Source organism: Methylobacterium frigidaeris, from assembly GCF_022179185.1.
In the GTDB taxonomy this organism is placed as follows: domain Bacteria; phylum Pseudomonadota; class Alphaproteobacteria; order Rhizobiales; family Beijerinckiaceae; genus Methylobacterium; species Methylobacterium frigidaeris.
Window position 1 is genome coordinate 46,109 of record NZ_BPQJ01000037.1, and the last position, 15,988, is coordinate 62,096.

A 15,988-nucleotide genomic window follows, 5' to 3' on the forward strand; every position below is an offset into this window, starting at 1 on the left:
TCGCGTCCTGCGTGGAAGATGAACTGGTCGAGGCGAGGTCGCAATCATCGAAATCCGCGCGCCGCGGCGACACGACCGCCGTCGATCGATCACGCCTGTCGTCGGTCTTCTGCCAGCGCGCCAGACGCGACCCCGAGCACCGAATCCCGATCCCGGAGGTATGCCTTGGCCGACATCATCGTCCGATCGTCTCCCCTGGAGCCCGCCGCCCAGCCACTCCTCGACGGGCTGGTGGCCGAGTATGACGGGCGCTACGGCGCGGCGAGCCGGCCGGGCGGCGCCCGGGCCGAGATCCTGCGCTACCCCGCCGAGGCGTACCGCCCGCCGCTCGGCGACTTCCTGCTCGTGCTGCGCGACGGCGAGCCGATCGCCGGCGGCGCATTCATGAGCCACGACGACGCGACGGTCGAGCTCAAGCGCATCTGGACCCGGCCCGACCTGCGCCGCCAGGGACTCGCGAAGCGCGTGGTCCGGGCGCTCGAGGAGAGCGCCGCCCGGCTCGGCTACAGCCGCGCCTACCTCACGACGGGCTTTCGCCAGCCGGAGGCCACGGCGCTCTACGCCTCCCTCGGCTACCGGCCGCTCTTCGACGTCTCGGCCGACCCGCTCCTGTACCGCTCCCTGCCATTCGAGAAGAGCCTGGGCCCGGCAGGCGATGGCGCCGCCTCCCCGGTGATCCTGCCCGCGGCCTCGTTCGAGGCGGCGACCGCCCGCGTCAACGCCCTGAAGGCCGAGCAGGAGCAGCGGCTCCTCGCCCGCATCGCAGCGCACCGGGCGAGCGCCGCCTGACTCGCCCCGCCGCCTCGACGCCCCGCCGGCGGCGGGTGCCCCTTTGGAACCCACCATGTCCTCCTCCCGTCCCCGCCGCCTCAAGACTCTCGTCGGCGCGCCCACCCTCGTCGCGGCCGCGAATGACGGCGATCCCGGATCCGGCCTGCGCCGCGCGGTCGCGCTCGCCCGCAAGGCGGAGGCCGAGCGGATCACCGGCCTGTTCACCGCCGACCTGCTGCAGATCGACCGGGCCGGCCTCGCCGGGACGGCCGGCGTGCAGGAGCCGCTGATCGCGCTCGCCGCGCTCAGCCAGGCGACCTCGCGGATCGGGCTCGTGGCGACGGTCTCCACCACCTTCCATCACCCCTTCAACCTCGCCCGGCAGCTCGCCACCCTCGACCATGCCAGCGGCGGCCGCTCGGCCTGGAACGCCGTGACCTCCTCGGTCGGCGAGGAGAATTTCGGCGAGCAGACATTCGACGGGGTCCTGCCGAGCCCCGAGGCACGCTACGCCCGGGCCGCCGAGTTCATCGCGGTCGTCAACGCGCTATTCGACGCGAACGAGCGCGACGCGGTCACCCGGAAGGCGTCGGGGGCGGTCGTGGTCGACCCGGCGAAGTTCCACCGCATCGACCATCGCGGCCGCCACTTCACGATCGCCGGTCCGCTCAACGTGCCGCCGCTGCCGCAGGGGCGCCCGGTCCAGTTCCAGGCCGGGCAGTCGGAGGCGGGCGTCGCGGTCGGCGCCGCCCATGCCGAGGTGGTCTACACCTCGCAGCCGACGTTCGAGGGCGCGGTCGCCTTCGCGGCCGAGCTGCGCCGACGCGCCGCCGCCCTCGGGCGCAGGGGCGGGCTGCCCTTCGTGATGAACTCCTTCCACTGCCTAATCGGCGAATCCGTGGCCGATGTCGGCCGGCGGCTCGCCGAGAAGCACGCCCGCATCGACTACGAGCAGGGCCGGCTCAAGCTCGCCGACATGCTGGGCGGGGAGATCGACCTGTCGGGTCTCCCCCTCGACGCGGCCCTGCCCGAATCGCTGCTGCCGGAAGTCACGAGCATCAACCGCCGGCGCGGACGCGTCGAGATCTTCCGCCGCTACGCCCGGCAGGGCCTCACCCTGCGGCGGCTCATCATCGAGGCGCAGGAGACCGGGCACTGGTCGGTCGCCGGCACGCCCGAGCAGCTCGCGGATGCCCTCGAGGAGCGCTACCGCGCAGGGATCCTCGACGTCGTGACCCTGCATGGCCTCGGCAACCCCGACCAGGAGGATCTGCTCCTCAACGGCCTCCTGCCCGAGTTGCGGCGGCGCAGCCTGATCGACACCGACTACGTCGGCGACGATTTCCGCTCCAACCTCGAATTGCCGCCGCTCACGGACGCGATCGCGCGGGCGCGGATCGCCTGAGCGCGGCCTGGGAGAAGAATCTCCCGGTCCGCCATCGGGCGACAAAGCACCCTCCCCTGTGTTCAAGAATATTTGGAAACGTCTTTCGTTGACGAGAGGCGCTGACAAGCGGAAAAATCAGCGGCAAGGCTCGCAGAAGACAGCGCGATGGCGTGATCGTCTTTCGACCTCGTCTTGCCCTGCATTGGTGCGACCTGCGGCGTCACGGCACGATCGCGGCTCGGGAGACCGGAAACCATCCATGATCCTGATCGCGCTTCTCACCTCGATCGCCGGACCGCGGCGCGCACGCGGCGAGGCGCCGGCCCCCGGCCGGGCGGCCGGGCCGGAGGCGAACCGCCCTCCCCCGGGAGGCCCCGTCACCCCCGACCACGGCGGCCCGTGCCGGCGCCTTCCGGCACCGCGCCGCCCCGACCGCCCGAGTTCCCGATGACCTATCGCCTGAGCCTCCTCGACAAGAGCCCGATCCTGTCCGGCGAGCCGGCCACCGCCGCCCTGCAGCGCACGATCGTCCTGGCGCAGGCCGCCGAGCGGCTCGGCTACGCGCGCTTCTGGGTGGCGGAGCACCACGGCAATCCGGGACTGGCCGGCACCGCGCCCGAGATCCTGATCGCGCATCTCGCCGCCCGCACCCAGCGCATCCGGCTCGGGTCCGGCGGCGTGCTGCTGCCGCATTACAGCCCCTTCAAGGTCGCCGAGACCTTCAACCTGCTCGCCGCCCTGGCGCCGGGCCGGATCGACCTCGGCATCGGCAAGGCCCCGGGCGGCCTGCCCGATGCGACCCGCGCCCTGCGGCGCCGGCACGATCCCGATCAGCCTGCCGCCTTCGACGACCTCCTGGCGGAACTCGCGCAGTACCTCGCGCCGTCGGGAACGGGGTCGCTGCGCGCCCTCCCGACGCCGCCCGCGGCCCCGGAGCGCTTCCTTCTCGGCGCCAGCCCCGACAGCGCGCGCTCGGCCGCCGCGCTCGGGTGGCGCTTCGTCTATGCCGGCCAGCTCAACGGCGATCCGCGGGCGATCGAGGCGAGCCTCGACGCCCACGCCCAGGCCGGCGCCAAGGAACCCCCTCTCCTCGCCGTGACCGCCCTCGCGGCCCTGAACCACGAGGAGGCGCGGGCGCTCACCGATCCGCTCCAGGTGGTGCGGGTCACGCTCCCCGACGGCCAGAGCGTCAATCTCGGCAGCGAGGCGCAGGCGGCGGAGTTCGCCCGCCAGGCCGGCTCCGCCTCGTACCGGACCGAGATCCGCCGGCCCCACGTGCTGTCGGGCACCGCCGACGAGGTGCGGACCGAGCTCGACCGGCTCCACGCCCGCTTCGGCATCGAGGAGTTCGTCATCGACACCCCACCCTCCGCGACGGGCAAGTGCCTCGCCTCCGTGACCCTGCTCGCGGGCGGCGCCCCGGCGCTGGCAGCCTGACTTCGAGAACCCGCGCGATGACCCAGACCCGTCTCACCTTCGGCCTGATGCTCCAGGGCGGCGGCAGCCACATGAATGCGTGGCGCCACCCGAGCAACCCGGCTGACGCCAGCGTCAACCTCGACTTCTTCATCCGCAACGCCCGCAAGGCGGAACAGAACGGCATCGCCTTCGCGTTCGTGGCCGACGGGCTCTACATCAACGAGAAGTCGATCCCGCACTTCCTCAACCGCTTCGAGCCGCTGACCATCCTGTCGGCGCTGGCCGCGAGCACCGAGAAGCTCGGCCTCGTCGGCACGGTCTCGACCTCCTACAGCGACCCCTTCACCATCGCCCGGCAATTCGCCTCGCTCGACCTGATCAGCGGCGGCCGGGCCGGCTGGAACGCCGTGACGACGCCGCTCGAAGGCTCGGGACGGAACTACAGCCGACCGCATCCCGAGCACGCGTTGCGCTACGAGATCGCCCAGGAATACCTCGACGTCGTGAAGGGCCTGTGGGATTCCTGGGACGACGACGCCTTCCCGCGCGACCGCGCGACCGGCCGGTTCTTCGATTCCGGCAAGCTGCACCGGCTCGACCACAAGGGGCGCTTCTTCCAGGTCGAGGGCCCGCTCAACATCCAGCGCTCGGCACAGGGCCAGCCGGTGGTGTTCCAGGCCGGCTCGTCCGAGGCCGGCATCGGGCTCGCCGGCCGGCACGCCGACGCGGTCTTCGCCAACCACGTGCCGCTCGCGGAGGCGCAGGCGCTCTACCGCAGCCTCAAGGCGAGCGCCGTCGCCCATGGCCGCCGGGCCGACGACGTCCGGGTCTTCCCCGGTGCCGGGCCGATCGTCGGGCGCACCCGGGCCGAGGCCGAGGAGAAGTACCGGGCGATCCGCGACCTGATCTCGATCGACGACGCGCTCGCCTATCTCGGCCGCTTCTTCGACCATCACGACTTCACCGCCTACCCGCTCGACGCGCCGTTCCCCGATCTCGGCGAGATCGGCCGCAACAGCTTCCGCTCGACCACCGACCGCATCAAGCGCAACGCCGCCGAGAAGGGCCAGACCCTGCGCGAGGCGGCGCTCGAGGCCGCGACCCCGCGCACCGACCTGATCGGCTCGGCCGAGGAGGTCGCCGAGACCTTGATCGCCCGGGTCGAGCAGGGGGCGGCGGACGGCTTCGTGCTCGGCTTCCCGGTCATCGGCCAGGGACTCGACGACTTCGTCGACCTCGTCGTCCCGGTGCTGGAGGGGCGCGGCGTCTACGACCGCACGCTGCCGGGCACCACCCTGCGCGACCATCTCGGACTGCCCCGCCGCGAGAGCCGCTACGCCGCGGACGATGCGGCGCCCGCGCGCAGGGCGGGCGCGCGATGACGATCCCGGCGAGCGTCTCCGAACGCGGGCTCGACCCGGGCATCCTCGCGACGCTGGGCGAGTTCACCGACCTGCGGCGCGACCTGCACCGCCACCCCGAGCTCGCCTTCCGGGAGACGCGTACCAGCGGCCTCGTGGCCGAGCGGCTCCACGCCTGGGGTTACGCGGTGACGACCGGGCTCGGCGGCACCGGCGTGGTCGGGGTGCTGACGAAGGGGGCCGGCCTGCGCCGGCTCGGCCTGCGGGCGGACATGGACGCCCTGCCGATCCGCGAGCGCACCGGCCTGCCCTATGCCAGTGCGAGGGACGGTACGATGCATGCCTGCGGCCATGACGGTCACACCGCGATCCTGCTCGCCGCCGCCCGGCGCCTCGCCGAGGCCGATTTCTCCGGCACGCTGACCCTGATCTTCCAGCCCGCCGAGGAAATCGGCGCCGGGGCCCGCACGCTTCTCGCCGAGGGGCTGTTCGAGCGATTCCCGGTCGACGCAGTGTTCGGCCTGCACAATTGGCCCAGCGTTCCGCTCGGGCAGTTCGGCTTCGTCGCCGGGCCGGCGATGGCGGCGGTGGACAAGGCGACGATCCGTGTCCTCGGCCGCGGCGGCCACGGCGCCTCCCCGCACGAGACCGTCGATCCGGTCGTGGCGGCGTCCTCCATCGTGCTGGCGCTGCAGAGCGTGGTCTCCCGCAACGTCGATCCGCGCGAGGCGGCGGTGGTCAGCGTCGGCGCCATCCACGGCGGCGATGCATCGAACGTCATCCCCGACAGCGTCGACCTCACACTCACGATCCGCAGCTTCGAGCCGTCCGTACGCGACCGGCTGGAAGACCGCGTCACGACGATCGCCCGCGCCCAAGCCGAGAGCTACGGCGCGCGCACCGAGATCGATTATCGACGCGGCCTGCCGCCCCTGCGCAACCACCCGGCGGAGACGGCCTTCGCCCGCGACGTGGCGCTCGCGGCCTTCGGGCCGGAGCGCGTCGCGGACGGCTTCCGCCCGCGGATGGCGAGCGAGGACTTCGCCCATCTGTTGGCGGCGCGGCCGGGCAGCTTCCTGTTCGTCGGCAACGGCGACGGCCCGCCCCTGCACAGCCCCGACTACGACTTCGACGACGCCCTGATCGCGCCCGCCGCGAGCTACTGGGTCCGCCTCGCGCAGACCTTCCTCGCCTGACCCCGCGACCGGAGAGGCCCATGCCCGACCTGTTCGTCTCGACCACGCCCCTCGACCAGCGGGCCAAGCCCCTCGTCGACCAGCTGACCTGGGAATACGTCACCCGCTACGGCAGCTATTTCGGCGATCCGCCGGGCGCCGAGATGACCCGCTACCCGGCCGAGTTGTTCGCAGCCCCGGACGGGCATTTCCTGCTGCTCCTGCGCGACGGCGTGGCGATCGCCGGCGGCGCGTTCAAGCGTTTCGACGCGAAGACCGCCGAGCTGAAGCGGGTCTGGACCGACACCGCCCTGCGCCGCCAGGGTCTGGCGCGCCGGGTCGTCGCCGAGCTGGAGGCGCAGGCCGTGCGGCAGGGCTACGAGCGCGCCTACCTCACCACGGGTTTTCGCCAGCCCGAGGCCAAGGGGCTCTACCTCGGCCTCGGCTACACGCCCCTGTTCGACCTCGAGGTCGATCCCGAGACCTACGGCATCCTGCCCTTCGAGAAGGCGCTGCCGGGAGCCGCGCTCCGCCAGACCGGCCGGCAGCGCAGCGCCGCCTGATCGCACCATCCCCGCAAGTATCCGAGCCCGACACAAGCCATGCCCCTCGCCAGCCACGCGGCGGACCTGCCGGCGCAGGCCCACGCGCCGTCCCCCGGCCGCGACTTCAGCCGCCATCGGATCGTCCCGGCCCGCTACCCCGCCCGCACGGCCGGCACGGTCTTCGCCGGGCTCGTCATCGCGGCGATCCTGCACTCGGTCCTCTCCAACCCGCGCTGGGGCTGGGACGTGTTCGCCGAGTGGTTCCTCGCCGAGCCGGTGCTGGTCGGGCTCGGGCGCACCCTGCTCCTGACGGCCTTCGGCTCGGTGCTCGGCTTCCTGTTCGGCACGCTGCTCGCGCTCGCCCGGGTCTCCGGCTCGCCGCTGCTCTCGGGCCTCGCCTGGGGCTACGTCTGGCTCTTCCGCTCGATTCCGCTGATCGTGCTGCTCCTGATCCTCAACAATCTCGGCTACCTCTACGACACGGTCTGGCTCGGCGTGCCGTTCACCGGGATCACGCTCGCCTCCTGGCAGACGACGCAGCTCATCACGCCGTTCCTCGCCGCCGTGCTCGGGCTGACCCTCAACGCCTCCGCCTTCTCGTGCGAGATCGTGCGCGGCGGCATCCTGGCGGTCGACCAGGGCCAGCACGAGGCCGCCGCGGCGCTCGGCCTGCCGCGCCGCCGGCAGGTCACGCGCATCGTCCTGCCGCAGGCGATGCGGACCATCCTGCCGACCGCCTTCAACGAGGTCATCAGCATCGCCAAGGGCACCTCGCAGGTCTACATCCTGGCCCTGCCCGAACTGTTCTACACGATCCAGGTCATCTACCGGCGGAACCTCGAGGTCATCCCGCTCCTGATGGTGGCGACCGTCTGGTACCTGGTGATCCTCAGCGTCCTGTCCTTCGTCCAGCGCCACGTCGAGCGCTACTACGCGCGCGGCGCGCTGCGGAACCCGCCGCCCTCGCTGATCGGCACGCTCCTCGAGCGGTGGCGCGGGGCCGGCGCTCCCGCTCGGTCAGCGGTCCCGGCCGTCCCCGCTCCGGCCGTCTTCTCGGCCCGGTCCGTCTTGCCGGTCCGCAATGGCGGCGAGATCCGCATCACCGGCGTCTCGAAGAGCTTCGGCACCCTCAAGGTGCTGGACGAGGTCGGCCTGACCCTGCGCCCGGGCAGCGTGACGGCGATCATCGGCCAGTCCGGCTCCGGCAAGTCGACGCTGCTGCGGGCGATCAACCACCTCGAGCGGGTCGATGCCGGCTTCATCGCCATCGACGGTGAGCTGATCGGCTACCGCCAGGACGGCGACACGCTCTACGAGCTGAAGGAGAAGGACATCCTCGCCCGCCGCGTCGACGTCGGAATGGTGTTCCAGAGCTTCAACCTGTTCCCGCACCTGACAGTGATCGAGAACCTCGTCGAGGCACCGATCGCGGTCCGCGGCCTGCCCCGCGCGCAGGCGCTGGCCGAGGCGCGGGAGCTGCTGGCCCGGGTCGGCCTCGCCGACAAGGCCGACGCCTTCCCGCGCCAGCTCTCGGGCGGGCAGCAGCAGCGGGTCGCCATCGCCCGGGCCCTGGCGCTGCGGCCCAAGGTGGTGCTGTTCGACGAGCCGACCTCCGCCCTCGACCCCGAGCTCGTCGGCGAGGTGCTCGACGTGATCAAGGAGCTCGCCCGCTCCGGAACCACCCTGGTCATCGTCACCCACGAGATCGGCTTCGCCCGCGAGGTCGCCGACCAGGTGGTGTTCATGGAGGGCGGCCGGATCCTCGAGCAGGGCCCGCCCTCCCGCGTCCTCGCCGCGCCGGACCACCCCCGCACCCGCGAATTCCTCGCCAAGGTGCTCTGACCTCCCCTCCCCACGAAGGACTTCTTCCCGTGCCGACCCGTCGCGACTCGCTCGCCCTCCTGGCCGCCGCCTCGACCGCGCTCCTCTCCGGCCGTGCCTTCGCGCAGGCGATCGACCTCTCCCCCGAGCAGCCCGGCCGCGTCCGCGCCCCGCGCGACGAGGAGGCGATCCGGCTGATCGCCAAGGACGCCCGCTTCGCCAAGGACGGCGTGTTCACGGTGGGCAACAACACCGGGCGCTTCCCCTTCGCCGGCTACGCCAGCGACACGAGGACGGTGATCGGCGCCGAGCCCGACCTCGCCCAGCTCGTCGCCGACGCGCTCGGCCGCCGGCTCGAGATCGTCTCGACCTCCTGGGCCGACTGGCCGCTGGGGCTCGCCTCGGGCCGGTTCGACGCGGTGATCTCGAACGTGACGGTCACCGAGCAGCGCAAGGAGAAGTTCGACTTCTCGACCTACCGCAAGGACCTGCTCGGCTTCTACGTCAAGAAGACCAACCCCCTCGTCATCCGCGAGCCGAAGGACGTGGCGGGGCTGAAGATCATCGTCTCCTCCGGCACCAACCAGGAACAGATCCTGCTGCGCTGGAACGACCAGAACGTGAAGGCGGGCTTAAAACCCATCGAGGTCCAGTATTACGACGACGACGTGGTGCTCTATCTCGCCCTCGATTCGGGTCGCGCCGATGCCTATCTCGGGCCGAACGCGCTCCTGAGCTTCAAGGCAGCGCAGGAAGGGCGGACCCGGCTCGCCGGCAACTTCAGCGGCGGCTGGCCGGTTCTGGCCGAGATCGCCGTGACGACCCGCAAAGGGGCGGGGCTCGCGGAGGGCATCACCCACGCGATCAACACCCAGATCCGCAACGGGACCTACGCCAAGGCGCTGGCGCGCTGGAACCTCTCCGCCGAGGCGATCGAGGAATCGCGCACCAACCCGCCCGGCCTGCCGCGGGCTTGAGATCGGGAGATCCCCCATGAGCTTGCGGCATTGGCTGCTCTCGCTCCTCGTCAGCGCGGTCTGCGCCGGGCAGACCTTGCCCGCAGCATCGCAGAGCGCTCCGTTCGACCTCGGGCCCGAGCAGCCGGGCCGGATCCGCGCCGAGGCCGACCCGGCGGCGATCGCCCGGCTCCCGAAGGGCACCCGGTTCGTCGCGCCCGGCGCCCTCACCGTGGCGATCACGCCGGGCGGGCCGCCGCTCGGCACCTACGCGACCGATGCCAGGACCGTGATCGGCGCCGATCCCGACTTCGCCCAGCTCGTCGCCGACAGCCTCGGCCTCCGGCTCGCCCTCGTCCCGGTGGCCTGGGCCGACTGGCCGCTCGGCCTCGCCTCCGGCAAGTACGACGCGGTGATCTCGAATGTCGGCGTCACCGAGCAGCGCAAGGAGAAGTTCGACTTCTCGACCTACCGGCAGGGGCTGCACGGCTTCTTCGTGCGCGCGGATAGCAAGATCGAGACGATCCGCGAGCCCAGGGACGCGGCGGGGCTGACGATCAGCGTCGGCGGCGGCACCAATCAGGAGCGCATCCTGGTCGAGTGGAGCCGCCAGAATGTCGCGGCGGGCCTGAAGCCCATCGATCTTCAGCTCTTCGACGACGAGGCCGCGCGCCTCGTCGCCCTGCGCTCCGGCCGCGCCGACGCGGTCGTGCAACCCCATGCCCAGCTCGTCTTCGTGGCGGCGCGCGACCGCGACATCCGGCGGGTCGGCACGCTCAGCGCCGGCTGGCCGCTCAAATCAGACGTGGCGATCGCGACGCGCAGGGGCAGCGGCCTCGTCGACGCGCTGACGCACGCCACCAACGACCTGATCGCGAACGGCAAGTACCGTCAGATGCTCGCACGCTGGGGCCTGGAGGAGGAGGCTCTGCCGCGCTCCGAGACCAACCCGCCCGGCCTGCCCAAGTATTGACGCGGCGGCGCCCATCGCCGTCCCGCGCCTCGCCTCGCCTCGCCTTCCGGGCTCCGGGCATCGACGGCGAGTCCGATCCGCGCACCGGGCTCGACGAGCCCCTCACCCGAGGCGAGGCGCTCGCGGAGCAGTCCGGCCGGCCGGAAGACCGGCTCGGCCACGGCTCGCGCGGGACGAGCGGCATGAGCATCGTCGTGTAGCATCGTCGTGTCGACCGCGTCGTGTCGGCCGCGTCGTCGGCGACGATCGCTGGATCTGAGCACATCTGGCGCAAGGTCGACAGCCGCGGCGCGCCTCTGTGGTACGGGTGGACGACCGTCTCCGGACCGTTCAACGGGCTATGACGGCGCCCTGAATGCCGGCCCAGTGCTGGGCCGCCACCGCGGTCGCGTCGCGCTCGATGGCGCGATAGCAGGCGATCAGGCGCTCGCCGAACGGCGTGACGTGGGCCCCTCCGCCGCTGCGGCCCCCGACCTGCCCCTCGACCACGGGCTCGGAGAAGGATCGGTTGAGCTCGTCGACGAGCATCCAGGCGCGGCGGTACGACATTCCCAGCGCCCGCCCCGCAGCCGAGATCGAGCCGTGCTCGGCGATGGCCTCGAGGAGACGGATCTTGCCGGGACCGACCCGGATCTCGGGGCCGAGGTCGATGCGGATGCTGAGCGAGGGCATGGCAGGTGGTGGTCTTGACGAGGCAGGTGACGGCGTCCTGATCCGCCTCATATAGCGGCCGGGTCGGCTCGCGTCGCTCGACGACCGACGGTCACCCCGGCTCGCGCCGCCTGCCTCCCGCGAGGCCGCCCGGCCCAAGCGCAACCTTCATGCGCAACCTTCATGCGCAACCCTGCTCGTGCCGCGCTCGCCATCGGCCCTCTCCTCGGCACCGCACCGGCACAGGCCGGCGCCGCCACGACCGCGTTCGCGGCGGCGAGCCTGAGTAACGCCCTCGACGAGGTCGAAGGCCTGAACGGCCGGGAACGGCGTCCCGGTGCGGGCGAGCAACGCCACCCGGCCGAGTCGTCAAGCAGAGTTGCACGGTGCAACTCTGCTTGAGCCTCCGAACCTCAAAGAAGGGCGCAAGCCATCCCAGGCGATGGCGGTGAGGCACTTCCCGTCGACATCGGCCAGCACGATCGCGCCGCTGCATCCGGCGATCCGATACGGGACGTTTTCCCCCATCTCACCCGCGCCCAGGACGGCGACGGTCGGCCCGGGCGTCGCCCCATCCATATTAGTTGGTATGCCAACCAACTTGACACGCGCCGAAAGCGGGCTCAAGCCGGCAGGGCGAGTCTGGATCAAAAGCCGGGCCGCCTTCGGGAGAAAATGCCATGGCAGCTTCGGCGGAAGAACCGCGTGTTGTCGAACCCCGCGCGTCGGTCGTGCCGGCGCCGTTGGGCACCGCGGGCCGGTCCAGCGTAGACGGCAAGCTCCTCGCAGAGGGACGGTTCCTTGCAGGGAGGAGGCCGGCATGACCGCCACGCAAACCTCCACGCGGAGTGCCACCGACATCGGCGAATTGCTCGATACCGGTCACTGGACGGCCATGCAGAGGACGGTTGTCGTCCTCGCCGCCTTGTCGATCGTGATGGACGGGTTCGACGGTCAGCTGATCGGCTTCGCGATCCCCGTCCTGATCAGGGAATGGGGCATCGCCCGCGGCGATTTCGCCCCGGCCCTCGCGGCGGGCCTCGTCGGCATGGGGATCGGCAGCGCCTGCGCCGGCCTGTTCGCGGACCGCTTCGGCCGGCGCTGGGCGGTCATCGGCAGCGTGCTGGTCTTCGGGCTCGCCACCTGTGCCATCAGTCTCGCCGACGGCCTGTGGACCATCGGCATCCTGCGGTTCATCGCCGGGCTCGGCATCGGCGGCGCCCTGCCCAGCTCCACCACGGTTACGGCCGAGTTCACGCCGGCCCGGCGCCGGACGCTGGCGATCACCGCGACCATCGTCTGCGTGCCCCTGGGCGGGATGCTCGCGGGCGTCTTCGCCAGCGTCGTTCTGCCGACCCTCGGCTGGCGGGCCTTGTTCCTGCTGGGCGGCAGCTTGCCCGTGGCCTATGGCCTCCTCCTGATCCTCGTCCTGCCGGAATCGCCGCGGTTCCTCGCCCGCCGGCCGGGCCGCTGGCCCGAACTGACCCGGCTGCTCGCACGCATGTCGCGCCCGGTTCCCGCCGGCGCCGTCTTCACCGACGCCAGCGAGCAGAGGCTCGAGCAGCGCGAGGGCTTCCCGGCCCTGTTCGAGGCCGGCCGGGCGCGGGACACGATCGCGCTCTGGTGCGCGTTCTTCCTCAACCTGCTGGCGGTCTACAGCGCCTTCAGCTGGCTGCCGACCATGCTGAACGCGGCCGGTCTCGACGTCGCCGTGGCCGGATCGGGTTTGACCGCCTACAATTTCGGCGGCGTGTTCGGCGCCCTGCTCTGCGCCGTGGCGATCACCCGCTTCGGGTCGCGCTGGCCGCTGCTGCTGTGCTCCGTCGGCGGCGCGGCCACCGCGTTCTTCCTGACCGGCGTGGACATCCGAACCTCGACCGGCATCCTGATCGCCGGCTTCGGTCTTCAGGGCTTCTTCGCCAACGCCACCCAGTCGACCATGTACGCGGTCTGCGCCTACGTCTATCCGACCACCGTGCGGGCGACGGGCACCGCGTCCGCCCTCGCCTTCGGCCGCCTCGGGGCGATCCTCAGCGCCTTCGCGGGGGCCGCCGTCATCACCTCCGGCGGAGCCGGCGGCTACCTCGTGATGCTGGGCCTCGCCATGGCCGGGGTTGCCGTCTCCCTCGCCGTGGTCGGCCGTCACATCCCGGCGATGCGCAACCCGTCGTCCGGCGAAGTGGCGCTGGAATCGGCGACGACCACCGTCGCGACCGAACGCTGAACCCTCGACGCGGGCGTCCACGATGCAGATCGATCGTCCGGTCGGCGCGGCAGCGCGGCGCAGATGCCGTTTGGCGGCGAGGGAACCAGCCGCTATGGCCGGTTCGGCGGTCAGGCATCCATCGCCGAGTTCACCGACCTGCGCTGGATTACCATCAATGCGGACGCACCCCACTACCCGTTCCAGCAAGACGATGACGGCCTCGCCCACCATCGATTCGGCCCAGGGATCCGCACCGGCTCCGTTTCAGCTGGGATGGCTGGGCGAGACGATCGCCTACAACCTCCGTCTTGCTCAGAACGCATCGTTCCAGGCATTCAGCGCATTGACCGGGGACTTGGGATTGCGTCCCGGCTGGTACGCCCTGTTGCAGCTCATCGGCGACAATCCCGGCGTCAGCCAGACCAGCTTGAGCCTCGCGACCAGTCGCGACAAGAGCACCCTGACCCCGCTCCTCGGCGATCTCGAGCGGCGCGGGCTGATCCGGCGCGACCCCGACCCCCTCGACCGACGGGGGCGACGGATCAGCCTGACGGAGGACGGGCGGGCCAAGCTGGCCCTGCTGGCGGACTGCGCGGCGCGTCACGACGCCCGGCTCAACGCCCTGTTCGAGCCGGAGCAGCAGCAGCAATTCATCTCGCTGCTGAAGACCCTGACCGAATCCTTGAACAAAGACACGCCGTCACCAGGCCCCAGCGCCGACGAGGATTGAACCATGTACACGACGAGCAGCGCCTTCCTCGACGCCCTGATCGAGGCCAACGTCTCGTTCATCTTCGCCAATGTCGGAAGCGATCATCCGGCCCTGATCGAAGCGATCGCCGAGGCGCGGGCTGCCGGACGTGTGATCCCCGAGATCGTTACCTGCCCGAACGAGATGGTCGGCATGAGCGCCGCCCACGGCTACTGGCAGGCGAGCGGGGTCCCCCAGGCGGTCGTCGTGCATGTCGAGTGCGGGACCCAGGCGCTCGCAGGCGCGGTGCACAACGCCGCCAAGGGCCGCGCGCCGATGATCGTCTTCGCGGGCGCCTCCCCCTTCACGCAGAACGGCGAGCTGAAGGGAAGCCGCAACGAGTTCATCCAGTGGATCCAGGACGTCCACGACCAGCGCGGGCTGGTGCGCGGCTACATGCGGTACGACAATGAGATCCGCACGGGGAAGAACGTCAAGGACCTGGTCCACCGGGCGCTGCAATTCGCCAAGTCCGATCCGAAGGGACCCGTCTACCTGATGGGCGCCCGCGAGGTCATGGAGGAGGAGGTCGCGCCGACCCCGAACGATGCGGCGGCGTGGCGGCCGATCGAGCCGGCCGCGCTGAGCGGGCGGGGGTTACGCGAGATCGCGACCGCGCTCGCGGGCGCGCGCCGGCCGCTCCTCGTCACCTCCTTCGTCGGGCGCAACCCGAAGGCCGTCGCCCCCCTCACCACCCTGTGCCGGCGGCTCGGCATGGGCGTCCTGGAATCGGTGCCGAATGCGATGAACTTCCCGCATACCGATCCGCTCTACCAGGGCAATCAGTGGAACCACCCGAACCAGAACCCCGTCCTCGCGGCGGCGGACGTGATCCTGGTCGTCGACAGCGACGTTCCGTGGATTCCGACCGTGTCGAAGCCCGCGGACGAGGCCCGCATCTTCCACATCGACATCGATCCGCTGAAAGAGCAGATGCCGCTCTGGCACATCCGCGCCGAAGGGGTGTTCGGCGCCGATGCGGAAACCGCTCTTGAACAGCTCAACGACTGGTTCGACGCCAATCCCCCGGACGAGGCCGCCGTCGAGGCCCGCACCCGCCACTACGCCGACCTGCATGCCGCGCGCGACCGCGAGCTTCGCGCCCTGGAGCAGCCATCGGCGTCCGGGACCGTGACCTCGGAATACCTGATCGCCCGGCTCCGGGTCCTGGCCGGCGACGAGGCGTTGTTCGTGAACGAGGGCATCTCGCACTACCACACCGTCTTCAACCACCTGTCGCTCGACCGGCCCGGGTCGATCTTCACCAGCGGCGGCGGGTCGCTCGGCTGGAACGGCGGGGCGGCGATCGGGATCAAGCTGGCGCGGCCGGACAGGACGGTCGTCGCGCTGACCGGCGACGGCTCCTACCTGTTCACCGTCCCGTCCTCCGTGCACTGGATGGCGCGCCGCTACGGCACTCCCTTCGTCCAGATCGTCTTCAACAACCGCGGCTGGAAATCACCGAAGCTCTCGACCCTGGCCGTGCATCCGGACGGTTACGCCGCGCGGGCCAACCATCTCGATACCTCGTTCGAGCCCGCGCCAGACCATGTCGGCATCGCCGCCGCCGCGGGCGGTGCCTGGGGGCGTCAGGTCAGGGATGCGGCGGAGGTCGACGAGGCCCTGGCCGAGGCGCTGAGGGTGGTCCGTGAGGAGAAGCGCTGTGCTGTCCTCGACGTGTGGCTGCCGCACCATTGATGGATTGCGCGCCTGCCGCGGGTGAATGCCGGAGCGGGCGTCGGCGCCCGTTCGGCGTTGCCTCGCACATCCGAAACGCGCCTGGTCGGACATGGTGCGGGATGAGGGGCTGTTCGACCTGCTCGACAGTCTTGAGACTCTCAGGGTCGTTCCGGGCTCCGCCGCGCGGCCCCGGAATGACGCCGTGAGTTCAAGATCCGTGGGAGCCCACCAGACAGGCTCTCATACCCTCGCGCCTTCGCATCGACGCGTCGATGCGAAGGCGACCGGCGCA

Annotated in this window: 14 protein-coding genes; 13 read left to right on the forward strand and 1 reads right to left on the reverse strand. The window is 71.3% G+C overall.

From position 1 onward, the window contains the following. The first annotated feature begins 165 nt into the window (after positions 1 to 165). The 10 genes from MFF64_RS27525 to MFF64_RS27575 all read left to right on the forward strand — a co-directional run bounded on the left by MFF64_RS27525 (position 166) and on the right by MFF64_RS27575 (position 10,608). A complete protein-coding gene (locus tag MFF64_RS27525) occupies positions 166 to 789 on the forward strand; it encodes a GNAT family N-acetyltransferase (protein WP_238192876.1) in 624 nt (207 codons plus the stop codon). A 55-nt stretch (positions 790 to 844) separates the two neighbouring features. Then, entirely contained in the window at positions 845 to 2,176 is a 1,332-nt protein-coding gene (locus MFF64_RS27530; protein WP_238192877.1) for an NtaA/DmoA family FMN-dependent monooxygenase, read from the forward strand. 429 nt (positions 2,177 to 2,605) lie between these two features. Next, entirely contained in the window at positions 2,606 to 3,595 is a 990-nt protein-coding gene (locus tag MFF64_RS27535) for an MsnO8 family LLM class oxidoreductase (RefSeq protein ID WP_238192878.1), read from the forward strand. 17 nt (positions 3,596 to 3,612) lie between these two features. Continuing rightward, positions 3,613 to 4,959 carry an LLM class flavin-dependent oxidoreductase gene (locus MFF64_RS27540; protein WP_238192879.1) on the forward strand — a complete coding sequence of 449 codons (1,347 nt, stop codon included), beginning with the start codon at positions 3,613 to 3,615 and terminating at the stop codon, positions 4,957 to 4,959. Further along, positions 4,956 to 6,134, forward strand: a complete 1,179-nt coding sequence (locus tag MFF64_RS27545) for a M20 aminoacylase family protein (RefSeq protein ID WP_238192880.1) — start codon at positions 4,956 to 4,958, stop codon at positions 6,132 to 6,134. The genes MFF64_RS27540 and MFF64_RS27545 overlap by 4 nt, the downstream gene beginning before the upstream one ends. Positions 6,135 to 6,154: 20 nt before the next feature. Further along, positions 6,155 to 6,676 carry a GNAT family N-acetyltransferase gene (locus MFF64_RS27550; RefSeq protein WP_238192881.1) on the forward strand — a complete coding sequence of 174 codons (522 nt, stop codon included), beginning with the start codon at positions 6,155 to 6,157 and terminating at the stop codon, positions 6,674 to 6,676. A 39-nt stretch (positions 6,677 to 6,715) separates the two neighbouring features. Beyond that, positions 6,716 to 8,500, forward strand: a complete 1,785-nt coding sequence (locus MFF64_RS37900; protein ID WP_273557176.1) for an amino acid ABC transporter permease/ATP-binding protein — start codon at positions 6,716 to 6,718, stop codon at positions 8,498 to 8,500. A 29-nt stretch (positions 8,501 to 8,529) separates the two neighbouring features. Further along, positions 8,530 to 9,456, forward strand: a complete 927-nt coding sequence (locus tag MFF64_RS27565; protein ID WP_238192882.1) for an ABC transporter substrate-binding protein — start codon at positions 8,530 to 8,532, stop codon at positions 9,454 to 9,456. Between the two features lie 16 nt (positions 9,457 to 9,472). Next, positions 9,473 to 10,408, forward strand: coding sequence for an ABC transporter substrate-binding protein (locus tag MFF64_RS27570; protein WP_238192883.1), 936 nt, complete (start codon positions 9,473 to 9,475; stop codon positions 10,406 to 10,408). Further along, positions 10,405 to 10,608, forward strand: coding sequence for a hypothetical protein (locus MFF64_RS27575; protein WP_099900089.1), 204 nt, complete (start codon positions 10,405 to 10,407; stop codon positions 10,606 to 10,608). The genes MFF64_RS27570 and MFF64_RS27575 overlap by 4 nt, the downstream gene beginning before the upstream one ends. Positions 10,609 to 10,738: 130 nt before the next feature. Here MFF64_RS27575 and MFF64_RS27580 read toward each other — a convergent pair whose 3' ends face one another. Next, the gene (locus MFF64_RS27580; RefSeq protein ID WP_099900087.1) at positions 10,739 to 11,080 is read right to left on the reverse strand and encodes a winged helix-turn-helix domain-containing protein; all 342 of its coding nucleotides are present in this window, start codon (positions 11,078 to 11,080) and stop codon (positions 10,739 to 10,741) included. A gap of 799 nt (positions 11,081 to 11,879) precedes the next feature. On the opposite strand from MFF64_RS27580, the gene MFF64_RS27585 reads away from it, so the two are divergent. The 3 genes from MFF64_RS27585 to MFF64_RS27595 all read left to right on the forward strand — a co-directional run bounded on the left by MFF64_RS27585 (position 11,880) and on the right by MFF64_RS27595 (position 15,714). After that, positions 11,880 to 13,283 (forward strand): MFS transporter, encoded by a 1,404-nt coding sequence (locus tag MFF64_RS27585; RefSeq protein WP_099900085.1) that lies wholly within the window; start codon positions 11,880 to 11,882, stop codon positions 13,281 to 13,283. Between the two features lie 193 nt (positions 13,284 to 13,476). Next, the gene (locus MFF64_RS27590) at positions 13,477 to 13,995 is read left to right on the forward strand and encodes a MarR family winged helix-turn-helix transcriptional regulator (protein ID WP_099900091.1); all 519 of its coding nucleotides are present in this window, start codon (positions 13,477 to 13,479) and stop codon (positions 13,993 to 13,995) included. Between the two features lie 3 nt (positions 13,996 to 13,998). Beyond that, positions 13,999 to 15,714, forward strand: a complete 1,716-nt coding sequence (locus MFF64_RS27595; RefSeq protein ID WP_099900083.1) for a thiamine pyrophosphate-requiring protein — start codon at positions 13,999 to 14,001, stop codon at positions 15,712 to 15,714. Positions 15,715 to 15,988: the final 274 nt, after the last annotated feature.

What these genes read in the sequence shown, in the direction of transcription:
- MFF64_RS27530 (WP_238192877.1), top strand. Translation starts at nt 845, where the DNA reads ATGTCCTCCTCCCGTCCCCGCCGCCTCAAGACTCTCGTCGGCGCGCCC.
- MFF64_RS27535 (WP_238192878.1), top strand. Translation starts at nt 2,606, where the DNA reads ATGACCTATCGCCTGAGCCTCCTCGACAAGAGCCCGATCCTGTCCGGC.
- MFF64_RS27540 (WP_238192879.1), top strand. Translation starts at nt 3,613, where the DNA reads ATGACCCAGACCCGTCTCACCTTCGGCCTGATGCTCCAGGGCGGCGGC.
- MFF64_RS27545 (WP_238192880.1), top strand. Translation starts at nt 4,956, where the DNA reads ATGACGATCCCGGCGAGCGTCTCCGAACGCGGGCTCGACCCGGGCATC.
- MFF64_RS27550 (WP_238192881.1), top strand. Translation starts at nt 6,155, where the DNA reads ATGCCCGACCTGTTCGTCTCGACCACGCCCCTCGACCAGCGGGCCAAG.
- MFF64_RS37900 (WP_273557176.1), top strand. Translation starts at nt 6,716, where the DNA reads ATGCCCCTCGCCAGCCACGCGGCGGACCTGCCGGCGCAGGCCCACGCG.
- MFF64_RS27570 (WP_238192883.1), top strand. Translation starts at nt 9,473, where the DNA reads ATGAGCTTGCGGCATTGGCTGCTCTCGCTCCTCGTCAGCGCGGTCTGC.
- MFF64_RS27580 (WP_099900087.1), bottom strand. Translation starts at nt 11,080, where the DNA reads ATGCCCTCGCTCAGCATCCGCATCGACCTCGGCCCCGAGATCCGGGTC.
- MFF64_RS27585 (WP_099900085.1), top strand. Translation starts at nt 11,880, where the DNA reads ATGACCGCCACGCAAACCTCCACGCGGAGTGCCACCGACATCGGCGAA.
- MFF64_RS27590 (WP_099900091.1), top strand. Translation starts at nt 13,477, where the DNA reads ATGACGGCCTCGCCCACCATCGATTCGGCCCAGGGATCCGCACCGGCT.
- MFF64_RS27595 (WP_099900083.1), top strand. Translation starts at nt 13,999, where the DNA reads ATGTACACGACGAGCAGCGCCTTCCTCGACGCCCTGATCGAGGCCAAC.